The 13,066-nt window shown below is 36.6% G+C and carries 12 protein-coding genes; 1 reads left to right on the top strand and 11 read right to left on the bottom strand.

The features are described 5' to 3' along the window. Positions 1-3 precede the first annotated feature (3 nt). On the top strand, positions 4-237 hold the full coding sequence (locus tag AACX33_RS14895) for a hypothetical protein (protein ID WP_227789115.1): 234 nt from the start codon (positions 4-6) through the stop codon (positions 235-237). Here the strand turns inward: AACX33_RS14895 and cas3 are convergent. The 11 genes from cas3 to AACX33_RS14840 all read right to left on the bottom strand — a co-directional run bounded on the left by cas3 (position 234) and on the right by AACX33_RS14840 (position 13,041). Further along, positions 234-2,282, bottom strand: a complete 2,049-nt coding sequence (gene cas3, locus AACX33_RS14890; protein WP_227789114.1) for a CRISPR-associated helicase Cas3' — start codon at positions 2,280-2,282, stop codon at positions 234-236. The two genes, AACX33_RS14895 and cas3, sit on opposite strands and share 4 nt — an antisense overlap. Continuing rightward, positions 2,263-2,901, bottom strand: coding sequence for a DEAD/DEAH box helicase (locus tag AACX33_RS14885; RefSeq protein ID WP_227789113.1), 639 nt, complete (start codon positions 2,899-2,901; stop codon positions 2,263-2,265). The genes cas3 and AACX33_RS14885 overlap by 20 nt, the downstream gene beginning before the upstream one ends. Positions 2,902-2,928: 27 nt before the next feature. Beyond that, positions 2,929-3,531 (bottom strand): Uma2 family endonuclease, encoded by a 603-nt coding sequence (locus AACX33_RS14880; protein ID WP_227789112.1) that lies wholly within the window; start codon positions 3,529-3,531, stop codon positions 2,929-2,931. Between the two features lie 234 nt (positions 3,532-3,765). Then, entirely contained in the window at positions 3,766-5,922 is a 2,157-nt protein-coding gene (locus tag AACX33_RS14875; protein ID WP_227789111.1) for a TIGR03986 family type III CRISPR-associated RAMP protein, read from the bottom strand. Next, positions 5,922-6,482 (bottom strand): type III-D CRISPR-associated protein Csx19, encoded by a 561-nt coding sequence (gene csx19, locus AACX33_RS14870; RefSeq protein ID WP_227789110.1) that lies wholly within the window; start codon positions 6,480-6,482, stop codon positions 5,922-5,924. Before csx19 ends, AACX33_RS14875 begins: the two co-directional genes overlap by 1 nt. Beyond that, positions 6,479-7,900: an RAMP superfamily CRISPR-associated protein gene (locus AACX33_RS14865; protein WP_227789109.1), complete on the bottom strand. Its 1,422-nt coding sequence runs from the start codon at positions 7,898-7,900 to the stop codon at positions 6,479-6,481. The genes csx19 and AACX33_RS14865 overlap by 4 nt, the downstream gene beginning before the upstream one ends. Further along, complete coding sequence (locus AACX33_RS14860; RefSeq protein ID WP_227789108.1) at positions 7,890-9,476, bottom strand: RAMP superfamily CRISPR-associated protein; 1,587 nt, start codon at positions 9,474-9,476, stop codon at positions 7,890-7,892. The genes AACX33_RS14865 and AACX33_RS14860 overlap by 11 nt, the downstream gene beginning before the upstream one ends. Then, positions 9,473-10,150 (bottom strand): RAMP superfamily CRISPR-associated protein, encoded by a 678-nt coding sequence (locus AACX33_RS14855; protein ID WP_227789107.1) that lies wholly within the window; start codon positions 10,148-10,150, stop codon positions 9,473-9,475. Before AACX33_RS14855 ends, AACX33_RS14860 begins: the two co-directional genes overlap by 4 nt. Beyond that, positions 10,151-11,776: a Cas10/Cmr2 second palm domain-containing protein gene (locus AACX33_RS14850; RefSeq protein WP_227789106.1), complete on the bottom strand. Its 1,626-nt coding sequence runs from the start codon at positions 11,774-11,776 to the stop codon at positions 10,151-10,153. It lies immediately after the preceding gene. After that, the gene (locus tag AACX33_RS14845; protein WP_227789105.1) at positions 11,773-11,955 is read right to left on the bottom strand and encodes a hypothetical protein; all 183 of its coding nucleotides are present in this window, start codon (positions 11,953-11,955) and stop codon (positions 11,773-11,775) included. The genes AACX33_RS14850 and AACX33_RS14845 overlap by 4 nt, the downstream gene beginning before the upstream one ends. Before the next feature lie 63 nt (positions 11,956-12,018). Beyond that, positions 12,019-13,041 carry a DUF1887 domain-containing protein gene (locus tag AACX33_RS14840; protein ID WP_227789104.1) on the bottom strand — a complete coding sequence of 341 codons (1,023 nt, stop codon included), beginning with the start codon at positions 13,039-13,041 and terminating at the stop codon, positions 12,019-12,021. Positions 13,042-13,066 lie beyond the last annotated feature (25 nt).

Raw genomic sequence — 13,066 nt, 5'->3', positions numbered from 1 at the left:
GAGATGACATACATCACAAGCATTGAGCGCATAAGCATAACACAGACTCTCCAGCAATCTATTTCTGAAGTTTTAGAGGCTAGATTTAATCATGTTCCTCCCGAATTAGTTGAACAACTCAATCAAATTTATGATAATGCTCGGTTGAAGCAGTTGTTGAAAAAAGCTAGTATTACAGACTCAATTTCTGAGTTTCAGCAACAATTAAGTCAGGAAGATACAGACACAGAATATTAAAGTTGTACGGAACGTTGGTCACATAGTCGTAAAGCCCTGACTACCAGCAAGTACAAATGTAAATACTCAAGTTGGTCAGCATTATTTAATTTATTCAGGTCAAAGTCTTTTTTTATCGGGTAAATATTTTTACTCAAATTCGCTGCTGTTAAAGGTAAACTTGAGTTAAGGAAGCGTGTCATACCTCGCCAACTTTGGGCGATCGCCTGTTGAGCATGGGGGTGTAATGCTATACTCTTAATCTTAGCTATATCTGCCTGACTCCAGCCACCAGCCCAAGCCGAATGATGACGACCAGCGGCCATAATTACTGTATGTCGGATATATTGAATTTGTTCAGTATCTGCGGCAAAATAATCACGCAGTAGGGGTACTAAAGATTGGTTGAGAATATCTTGGGCTAGGTAAGCACTTTCAACAGCGTGGTTAGGACGTTTGTGTTGCTTTTCATAGTTCTTGAGTGCTATTTTTTGCTCGTTATCTTCTGGGTTATAATCGGTGTGTGCTAAGAGGTGTTGTTTTGGATCTTTAGCTTTAAATGCAGGATGAGAATTAGCTTCAGACTGCCATCCCCGCATTACTTCTTGCCATTTAATTTGTAGTTTACCCAAGTCATGGGTGAAAATAGCGAAAAATACTAATAATTCAAATAAGGCTGCTGCTTCTGATTCCTGTATGTGCGGGAAAATCTTGTTTTTAATTAATTTTGTCCCTGCCGATAATAGCTCATTTCTCACACTATTATAAACAGTTGTTTCCGGTTGACCATTTTTTAAGCGTGTGGTTTGAAATTGGTTACGCCAGCAAGTCCACATACAGCCTAAATGTCCCACGTAAGTATCCATATGATAGCGATATTCACTGGTAATTGAGAGCTGTGGTTTTGGGGGTGAAACGAAACCATTACCAAATTCATTAACGCCAATTAATAATCCAATATCCTCCGTATAACTCACATAGCGATGATTAACCAAAATCTGTACACTGCTAATCAGTGATTCACGAGTTTTAATTTCAATACAAACAGGTTGACTGTAACTTTCTGCCTTTCCTTTTGGTCTTTCAATTCGTTTAAAAATCCAATTTGTACCAGACTCCAGTTTCTTAAACTCCCACCAGACTTTGAAAAGTGTAGTCAGAGGAACTGAAAAAGCCATTAATTGACGAGGGTCGATTGGTTCTTCCTCACAGTCAATAAATCCGGTTTCTTCCCAAATAAACAAACTGCGATTATCAACCAAGCGAATTAATTCATTTGCAGCAGACTGTTCACCTCTAATAAATGCCGATTCAAAATGTTGCTCAAATTGCATTTGATTATTTTGTCGGCGTTGTTGTTGCAGTAAATCTTCTGCGGTATGAACTTGATTAATCCAGATTTCTTCGGTGCGAAATCCGACATTTTCATTTACCTGATTTGAGTCAGTATGTGCTGTTAATACTTGCCAAGTTAACTCACAGGTTTCTTTGGGATATGGGAGAAAACTTATTTTTTTATCTGTAGCCTCATCTGATTCTGGGTCTAAATCTGCTGTTGTAATTGCAGCATAAGTTTGGTTAACTTCCACGGTACGATAAACACAAACTGTCCCCTGCTCATCTAGAAATCTAGCACAACGTCCCGCCCTTTGTAGCAGCGAGTTCATGGGACAAAGTTGACTGTGCATAACTTGACAGGTGATGTTGATTCCAGCTTCAATTACTTGAGTGGAAATCAGTACATAACAAGTACCATCATCTTGCCAGTTTTCGGCAAAAGTTTCTTTTAAGAATGTTTCCTTTTGGGCGCGATGTTCGGGTAAAAATCGAGAATGTAGCAGGGTAATATTTAGTGTTTCTGGATGATTCAGTTCGGCTAAATCCCTATATAATCCCTGGGCTTGAGAAACAGTATTACAGATGATGATTACCCGTTTCCGATGATAATTTTCAATATCAGCTTTGATAACTTCCGCCGTCAGCGCTGCGGATTTAGCTTGAAATACCCGGCAACGTTTACCTTCAATTGCTTGTAAATCGGCTTCTTCAATTTGAATTATTTCCATTATCGATTAAACTTTGAATTTGGGTGGCAAGTTCATTGGTTAATGTGGCGGTCATGAGGAGAAAGGGTGAAATACCTTTGACTTGTTGCAAAACTTTAATCACGGTAGTAAAGGAACGGTCAGGGTCGAGTAGATGCAGTTCATCAAATACTAAGTAAGAAGCGAAAATTGCTCCTGAGTTGACGTTAGCAGAACCACGACCAACTGAGTAAGGAATATTCAAGAAGCTGCTCAACATTTGGTCAATGGTGCAGAAGACTATATCACCTTCAAAGCGGGGGTCTTCTGGGTTTTCTCCTGTTTGCAGGGTAACAACTGGGGAGGGGATTTGATGGCATTGTGACCAGCGTTGCACGAGGATTTCTGTTCTTTGACGGAGGCTGTTAGCCAGGGTTCGCAGAGGTACAACGTAGATTAATTTATTGGGGAAGTCGAGGTTGAGGATTTTAGCAAATAGGAAAGGTGCGATCGCGGTTTCGGTTTTCCCTGATCCTGTGGGGGCGCGCAGTAGGATATCTTGGTGGTGGAGGAGTTTCAGGATAGTTTGACGTTGAAAGTTGCGTGGGGGGAAGGTTGTCAGGGTTTGGAAGTGTTGGTTAATTTTCAATTCTGTGGGCATATCTGACAATTTTACTGATATTTGTATTTATGCTGCAAAAACTTGAGCAACTGTAATATTTAATTCTGGAAAAGTTGGTGATATAATCCTATCTATACCTCGATAAGCATTTGGTTGATAAATGCCTTGTTCATTGAGAATATATACAAAAATCGTTGGTTCTTTGGGATTACCTAAATAATTACGACTGCCAATAGCTAAATAATCAACAATCCAATATTCAGGAATACCTAAATGTTGATATTCATCGAGTTTATCTATATAGTCAACTTCCCAATTTGTAGAAACTATTTCTACTGCTAATTGTAACGGTTCAATAAAAGCGGTGTAAGCGGATAAATTAGCATCCCACAGGTTTTTATCGACTACGCTAACATCAGGAACACGACCTTGTTCTTTGCCACTTGCTGTTAAAGTTCTAATGGCAATTCTTTCAGATACTCGATAATTGAGATTGCGAGTTTCAACTTCGATATCAAATTTCCTAGTGAGAAAATCTGCTATTTTATCATGTTTTCTGGTTGCCTGTATCCGCATAATTTCTCCATTTACAAGTTCATAGCGACCTTCTTCGGGGAAGTCGTAGTTAAGGAATTGATCAAAGGTGAGTCGGTTTTTAGTTAGATTCATAGTTTTGCAATGGGAGGCACAAGATGAGTGAAAGTAGTGTAAGTTTAACCCAGCAAGTTTTCTTTATATCTAGCTTAACAAGTTACGACCGAAGAGAAGGGCTACCATCAAGGAGAATGTGGAAAGTTGCGTGGGGGGTAGGTGATGAGGGTTTAGAAGGTTAGTTAATTGTCAATTCTGTTGGCATATCTGACAATTGGGGTGTTTTTGGGTAATCAATACGTGACACGAGCGCTATCTTTTCGGTTTTGGTGGTCTAGCCATAGCAGCAGTATTACCTCCTTCAGAATTCCCTTTTGGTCTTTGTTGAGATTGCTTATTTTTTTGTATTGGTTGAGTATTTTTTTGACCTTTAGGTATTGGTTTTGGAATGCTGGTAGTATTATCAGAATTAGAGGGTGAAGAAGGAGAATTATCAAATCTGCGTCTATCATCCCATCCCATTACTTGGAGTGGAGTTGGTAGTACAGGACGATCTTTGTATTCATTGACAGTTGAATCATGAGTTCTTGTAGGTCTACCAATATGAAACTCATTAACATCTCGCGTAATTTCCATATATCGAGTTTCTTGCTCAATGTTAAGAGAATTATTCCAATTCAACATAGCTAATAACATTTTAATCCGAGGTAGATGATAAATTTTGTCTACTTCACCTTTGCCCTTTTCTTGAGGATAGTCTTCTATACTAATATTATCAAGGATGTATTTTTCAAATGCAGTTATCAGATTTGTATAGTCTTCAGTAACAGTATCAGTTTCCTTAATTGCCCATTCATTACCATCAAATAGTTTGCTGTATCGGGATATGCGATCGCTCAAATACAACTGTGGCTCAATTTTAACAGCACCCATACCTAAAGGTTTACCCATACCAAGTTTGAGACGGTATTTATCACTTTGGGCAATGTCAAGTACCCACAAAATTGTCCCAAGCTCAATATCGCTTAAATTTTCAAAATATACTTTGAACTTAAAATTTATGCCTGTTTGGATAGGCTTAATTGCAGTTGTCTGACTTTCTGAAACTTGATTGTCAAGTTCAATAGGAGGTGAAGAGCCTTTATGCCAATAGAGTTTATGTCCTCGTATGACAGTTTCAAGCTTTGGTTGTTTAGCATAATGTTGTAGCTCCTTACGATCAGTATTAGTTTGCACTAAGTAATGTTGAAATGTCGTAGGTTTAGGGCTACCCAATATTTTAGGTTTGATAGTTTTATCGGAATCTCCTGTTTGCCAAATAGGTTTATTAGTTGTCACACAAGTCGCATCAGTTATAAAAATTCTACTGCTTCTAGCTTGGTATTTATTTGACTTTTCCTCTTTAACCCAACCGAAAATAGATTCTGCAATATCAAGTATTTCTGAATTGCGGAATTCTTCAGGTACAAATTTTTCAACTGATTTTTCATAAGGTAGACGAAACATCATTGCGTGTCCAAAGAAAACTAGGCTACTATCTTGAATAATATAAAAAACTGGTTGCATTTCTTGTAAAACAGCTTCTTCACCTAGCAATTGCTTTTGTCCCTCAGTAATCTGTTCTTTATATTCCTGAATCATTTCATTAGGAATAGTAATATCATCATTTGCATTTGACTTAGGAAACCCAAAAACAAATTCCATGTGTTTGCGTGGAGCAGAACCTGTTTTAACAACTACAGCATTGATTTCGCCATTGTTTATTGAATTTGCCTTTGCATAACGTAGCTTGACTTTTCCTTGATTATGAGGATGTGAGCGAAATGGATCAACTTGAACACTTATCTCTAAAGCATTACGTGAATTGTGCCAACGTCGCAAATCTCTTGGTATATTATTTTTTTCAATTCTGGCAAAAGATACTCCATCAATTATTTCATTTGCAGGACGGATAGCCCAATTAGAACCTTGTTTAGTTATAAAACCTGCCTGCATTAAAAAAGAGTAGGTATTACTACCTTCATTTTTTAGAAGATACTCACGATATTTATCTCCTAATGAAGTTCTGTCTCCAACCGCACGATAAACTAAGTTATTTTTTGTTAACTTATCAATTTTGCTAAAGCTAACAATCTCAACTAAATTCCGCAGCATTCCCCGCAAACTACTACCAGGAATAACAGGCTTTGTATATTTTTTCAAAGGATTTGTGTAAAAGAAATCTGGTAAATCTTTCGATTCTGCACCACAGTTAAATTCTTCCTTTGTTAATCCACAGCGAATATAAAGTGGTGATTCAGTGGTTAAAGTACATTCAATTCTTCCAGTATTGCGAAAATCGCAATAGCGGTTTTCTTTTGGTAGAGAATCTGGTGCTAGTTCTACAATTTTTTCGGGTAATTCTACAAAATTGTAGGGAGCGATTGCTTTACGATTATCTGGGACTTTAGAAATATGCTTAGGATTCATTATTTAATCACCTTAAAAGTAGTTAAGTTAACTAGACGACTTAGATCAATTCGAGCTACACCCGAATAATTGTAATCAACATAGTGATGAACCCTTAAACGCAAGGGACGATATAATTTCTGATTATCATCAAATTCAATATTGGTTAAAGGCACGGCATGACGTAAACCTTGAGAACCATCTGACACTAAAGTAAAATTAACACAAATTTTATCTGCTTGTGTTCCTGAAAGAATGTGATTTTCTGGGATAAATTCTGTATTTTTTTCATCTTGAATTAAACGAGCTTTAAAACCCTCATCAGTCTGCCAAAGCATTACTTCCGATGTTTCACCAAAAGCTCGACATTGTTGCAAAGTAAAAAGACGTAATTTAGGCAGAAATTTAAATGCACTGTCTGCCGTTAATAATTTACCATCTTTAAATTTTCCCCAAATTACTCCATCTTCTGCGTGAGCTAACAGAAACTTTAATTGATATTCTTCAGCTTGTTTTTCTAACCATTCATTTATATCTGAATTGGTTGAAATAGCTAAAGTCTTACATATTGGTTTATTCAAGCAACTACCTCCTCATTTAACGCATCAACAAACTTTTCTAAATCTTCAGTATTATCTATAATCAAAGGGTCATTTTTTGAAGCTTGGGTAATTTTCCAAATTTTATTTTCTGAAGCTAAAGTAATTATTGCCTCTTTCCCCTGCAATCGTCCTCTTCCAATACTACTCGTACCACCAACAGGTAAATCTCCAGTCCACAAGTCTTTAATTAACAATAGTAACAAACCAATTTCATGAGGTTTCGGTTGACGTAACTCCAATTCCAGTTTTAACTCTGTTTTATCGCTCCCAAAAATTGGTTGTTCATTAAATAATGCACCATGTAAAGCACCACCTGTAAAACGATCAATAGCTATGCGGTTTTGTACTAAATCAGTTGTTTCTTTAATGACACTCTCATGAACAATCAAACGACTTGCTTTTGGTTTATTAGTTTTATCCTTGCTGAAATCGACACCAAATATCTCATCAATAATGCTTGTATTTTTCTGGAGAGTATTAACAATTCGTTCTGCACGATGACGTAATACCCCCGCTAAACTTGTACCAGATAAAACTGGTTGAAACTCTCCATTTCGTCGGGATTTGAGGTGTACAACATCGGGTACTTTATCACTAGAAGCTTGGCCAGAACGAATTAATAGGGGACTAGCAAGGGTAAATGTGGTGTGAATGGTTAGGCGATCGCGTTTATCTTCTTTTTCATCCAAAAACAAACCTAAAGCCTTTTCAATTGATCGATGAATAGGATAATTAGGAAATAAACCAGGATTCCAATGTTCAAAATTTAACCAATCTAGTCGTTCATCATATTTTTGTAAGTCAAATTGCCATACTTGCCATTCTTCTACGTGACAGCAACCAAAACCACGTTGTTTTTTCATTCCAATAGGAATTTTACCGCTTTCTAATCCTTGGAGAACAATTACTAACTCTTTAATTAATTGCTCTCGATTATTCTCTATTATTAATTCAAAACAAATGTCAAACTGCGTTCCAGCTTCCAGCAACTCCAAGTCATATTTCTGTCCATCTTCAGCAGTTTTGGTAATACTGTTAATTTTGACTCCATCTCGTAATTCTATACGAGGAATAGTATTGCTAATGGCATCATTAATAATTAAAGGACTTTGTTCACCTTCTTCCTCACTACGTTTTCCACCAAATAATACAGATATTTCTTCTGCGTTATAACCATATTCATGGTCTCGTAAATAATTACGTAATGCTCCAGCAATGGAAGAACCCATTAGTAATGCTTTATCTTCTACACTGTCACGTAAAATAACTAAATCAGTATCACCTTCAGCATCACCACTTCCCAAACAAGTTGGAGTATCTAATACTAATGTACCGCGTACAATAATTCGTTCAATAATTTGACGCTGATTGCGATATCTTAGGCATTCATGAATCATTCTTTTTCTCCTTTATTGCCTTTTTAGCTACTGCCATAATTAATCGCAATGTATATTTCTCAGCTAGTTTATTTTTTCTAGCAAATTTATCTGTGATACTTCGCTCTACATCTGCAATTTTGACTGTTTGTGAGTTTTCAATCCAAGACATAGGATTATTTAGCCATTCATTCAGCTTTTGCTTAAGAGATTTATCTCTAATTTTTGCTCTTTCAAATTGACCAGTTGCATTAGAAGGGAGATTATTCAGAAGAGATAGAACTAAATCACAATCTCCTGTTGATAAAGCTTGTTGTGCTACCATCTGTAAACGAGATAATTGACTATTGCTGATTTGACCTTCTATTTTTAAATAACCAATTTGCTTTTGTAATGCTTGTTCCATTTTTTGATGCAGTAATCTCTCTGCCATTTGTGCTGCTAAAGTTTGTGATTCTGGTAGTTTTAATAGAGGCTGACTAGATGTTTTTGCAGGTTCAGGTTGTTTTGCCTGAAAATGTCGTTCTTCTAGCCAGTTCACAGCAATTCTGCCAAAACCTTCAACTCTGCGCTCACCAATGCCTAAATTTTCTAATTGTTGAATTTTCTCTGAGGTTAGAAAAATTTTATCAAAAACAAATACGCTTCCTGCCTTCAATACTGGAACTTGAGGCAAAGGTAGTCCCCATTTTCGATTGAAGCCACCTACTAAATTATTACTAGCAAAGCTACGTTGTGGTTTAAGTGTTCCTAAAACTTTTTCGAGTTCCTTTGTTAACGGTGCTGGTGTTTGATATTGTTTTGATGGCGGAATAACGGCATATTGCCCCCATTCATCACGTAAAATCAAATCACTCAAAAGTGTAATTGTTAAACATTCACGATTAATACGTTTAGTAGATGGAATATTTATTTCATTCCAAGTATCATGACAATTCACATCAGATATTTTCGTATGTCCGTAACCTGCACTTTGAGAACCACCTATCCAAATATCTGCTGTTTTTTGGAGCAAATTTTTCAAAAAATCTACATCAGCTTCATTGCAAAGGACAGCAGCTTGGAAAACTTGTCCAGTATCTATGGCATCGTAACAAAATATTTCCCCTTCTTCTTGACTAGAGCGTCCTTTTTTGCGATCGCGTCGGGTATGAATATTAATACGCCGCTTTTCCTTGTAGAATGTAACTTCACCCTCTTTTGTCCAGAAAGATTCTCCAACAGACTTTGGTGTTTCTGGCTTCTCTTCTACTTCAATACTCAAATCATAAACTGATATAAGTGGTACTTTTTCACTTAGTTGTGCATCCTTATCTTTAACCCAAGAAAGAGGTACAGGTAACGTGCGTTTTTGCTTCTGACTTAGTAAATAACCATTTAAATAGCAAGTATTTTTATCAAAAAAAAGGCGCTTTACTATATCATTATTCAAATCTAACTGTGATAAATGATACTCTTTCATATAACGTCCAATTATTGCACCGCGAATCATACTACCGGGAATATAATTGTAGGAAACATCACTATTTGGATCACCTTGGAATGAGGTAGCAAGTAGTGGTTGTTTAGTGTGGAGTGAAAAAGTAATTGTTTTCATTTGCTTTTCTCCTGAACTTTTCCAAATAGGCTCATATACCTTTGTGTAATTTCTGTTCCTGAATCATCATGCAGAGTACATCGTACATATCCACGACCCCTATTGCGTCCGCTGCCTATACGTCGTAATGCTAATGTACCCACTGCTAAAACTGACAGTATTTCCTGACTGGGTTCGGTTTCAAATACTAAATCGGCTTTAAATTCAAGTTCACGAATTACCACACGAAAAGAGCGTAAACTTCCCTTATCAGCTACACCAGTTTCAGCATTAATTGCAGTTTGACGGCGAATTGTTGTAAGTGAATCTAGAACTTCTGTTTTAGTAAGTTGAGGAAGTGTTTTCTTTTTAATTTGAAAAGCAACTGCTTCTCGTAAATCTTCAGGTAAACAAGCATCCCCTACGTGCATTGATGCTATTGTTCCCTGAACACTACCTGGTGTACCAAAAAGAATGCAGGCAATATTTTCCCAGTCATGACGAATTTCAGGTCGTAAAACAGCAATTAAGTTATCGCATTCTTCACTCAACAAACCTTTAAGTGTGCGTCCACGTAAATAAGGAAATCCGCTAGAATTATGCTCGACTTCTTGGTCAATTAAACCAGCTACACCATCTCCTCTGCCGAAGGTTGTATCACTTAGAAGTTTGATTTTTAGTTGATAAATAGTCACCTAATCCCCCAATTCAAGATAAAATTCCATCGCTTCAATAGCATCAAAATATCCACAACGGTTGTTGAGCCACCCCTTTCTTACCAAGTGTTCACTTTGACCACTAGATTCTGGGAAAGAAGGTAATTGCGACAATTTGTAAGCTGATAAAAACTCTTTAGTTGCATCATCAGAGGCTTCCCGTAAAACTTTTCGTAAAGCCATTACTTTGTTGTGACGTTCTTTCCAATCTTCTCCTTGTTTAAATTCTTTGACAACTTGGGTAAATCCTTCCCAAGTTCGCCACTCACTACTATGCTTTTCTAGTCGCACAGGACGCATTTCTAAATGCCAAATATCTTTGTCATCAACAGGTATTTGATATTCAAGCTTGCGAATTTCAGAAATTGAACCAAGTAAACCACTGGCTGCTAAATGCCAATCAATTGCTGAAAATCCATTTGGCTCAGATTCTTTATTTTCTTTAACAAATTTCTTAGCTTCTTTGCATAATTCCTCACTAATTTTATAAGCTCTTGCGAAAGGATAGTGAGTTTTAACAACACAAATACCTGCACAAGCTGTTAATTTTTTCTCACTATCTGCAACAGGCTGTTTTTCAAATTCTCGAAGGAATAAAGCAGCTAATTCTAGTCCTAATCTTCCTTCGCAAATAAACGTGATATCATCACCGCCATAAACTAAAGGACGAAAAGGGAGATAATATTTAGCCTTGAGTTTAAATTCTCCTAGTTTACCGACAACTTTTCCTTCTTGTATTGACTTTGTAATTACCTGCACAACAGCCTTTAGTGCATTTTTACCTGCGTTGTCAACACTCGTAGAAAAATCGCGCATTCTTTGAATGTAATCTCTATTATTTTCTGCGTCTTCACCATATTTTTGAAATCGTTTACCCATTCCGTTACCATCAGCATGAACAATTGCTACATAACTAGATTCCCTTTGAGAACGTCCTAAATGATCTGTTCGGTAAGGAAACTGATAAATATCGCCGTCAACTACATCAGCAAACATATCTTGCAGTTTTTTATTTGCTCTATCAACAGCTTTTAATTTTTGCTTAGTTTCAGTGGAAATAAGATAGCTGTCTGCTTCTTCTTCATCACCATATTGAATATATTTATTACTTCTATCAACAGCAGGAAGTTGAGTAGAATTACAAACTGCTGTTACACCTAAGCCTATTAATGGTGCTGAAGGAATGCGCTCATGTTTTCGGTGGTCAATTTCTCCTTCCATCAAATCTTTAACTACTTGATAAAGATTATCTTCATCCCAGTCAAAGTCAGCATGAGCAACTACTAGGTTAATTCCCGGTGCTTTTTCTAAAACTAGCTTGCTCAATATTCTGGTGAAACTTATAGCAATATCTCGCGATTTGAATACTATTAATGTGTTTCCACCACCTGCATAAACTATTTCAGCATTAAATTCGCCCGTTTCAATTGGTTTATTTTGTTGATTTTCTGGCACACCTAATTCATCTAAAGTTTCTTTTACCCAATCATCTGTTACTTCGGAAACTAAATGAGATGCCCCAATATTTTCGCGCAGACGGTTACTGCTGAAAATATAACCCTGAATCCCTGATGTATCTATTACAGTTATTGTGAATTTATTCATTTTGCGTACTCATCATTTTGGTCAATCCAATTAGCAATTTCTTCAGATAAATTTGTTAAATGTTCTCGTCCAAATACAGCAATTTTTTTATCATTCGTAGAAGATAAAATTTCAGCTTTGAGAGTATCTGGTTCGTTAAAACAACAAATTAAAGCTACTCTAGCTTCATCGCCTCCCATTTGTTTTGCTCGAAGGTATGCTTCAAAAAGCTTAGTTTTACATAAGTCTCTTTTACTCGTTGTCTAACAAGAAATAGCAAAAAGCTGATATCCCCGTGTAAAGGAAACATCGAACTCAAACCCATCTCTAGTACCTTTAATAGGAATTTCAAAATTTAGACCGTAGTCCTCTATCTGCTTATCAGCAATATTTTTGACTTGTTCTAACACGTAATGCTCTAGCCATAAACCATCAAGCCACTTGCAAAAGTGTTTTATTTCTTTGAAAGTTCCTGTTTTTTCAACTTGCTGCAAAGAAAGCTTATTCTCAGGCGTAACAAAATTTTCTGCTTTGAAGGCTGAAATGATTTCTTGTGGTAACTTCTCCAGGGGTGTTGATACTTCTAACAAAGAAGTTTTACTTTTCCACTCTCCCCCACCATTTGATTTATTTTTATACGCTTGCTCACGAAAAACGTTGTAAAACCAGTCAAACCACTGCTTTGCTTTACTCTCTTCCTTAAAAATATTTGCAAGTTCTGTTGCTAATTTTGGTAATTGCGCCTGTTGTGTCGGTTTTTGTTTTAACTCCAACCCATGTAACTGAAAAAGTCTTGCCAGTTTTACTTCTAGCAATTCAGGTGTTACATTAATACGAATACGCTCTCCATCCTCCCTATCTATGCACATTTCTAACCTACGTGCATCAAGATAGCTAAAAACAGTATCAAGTTGAGATTGACTGAATACTGCTCTATAAGCGTGTACCGCCATTGCTTTTGTACCACCTGTATAATTCAGACCGATTTTTCCATTCTTCAGACCTTGAATTTTGCGGCGAATTTCATCTTGAATGTGGTAAGCATCAGATTCATATTTACCAAGAGAGATTAGCTGTGCTGGTAGGAAGCCTTTTCGTTCTTCGTCCTTGTCAAGGATATTTTTCAGACGTTTAGCCTGAGTTTCTGTACCAGTCGTATGTACTAGGTATGGAGTACCATCTTTTTCTAGTAATAAATTTACTGTTACATAGTTAGGTAAAGGGTTTTCACCAATAAGGAGAAATAGATGATCAACTTTGTGATTATCAAAATCAGATGTACTCATAATAAATTGCCTCGCGTTTTAAATT

The organism is Nodularia sp. LEGE 04288 (assembly GCF_963896525.1).
Classification (GTDB): Bacteria; Cyanobacteriota; Cyanobacteriia; order Cyanobacteriales; family Nostocaceae; genus Nodularia.
Note: the sequence above shows the minus strand (reverse complement) of the source record. Positions and strands in the feature narration are given on the sequence as shown.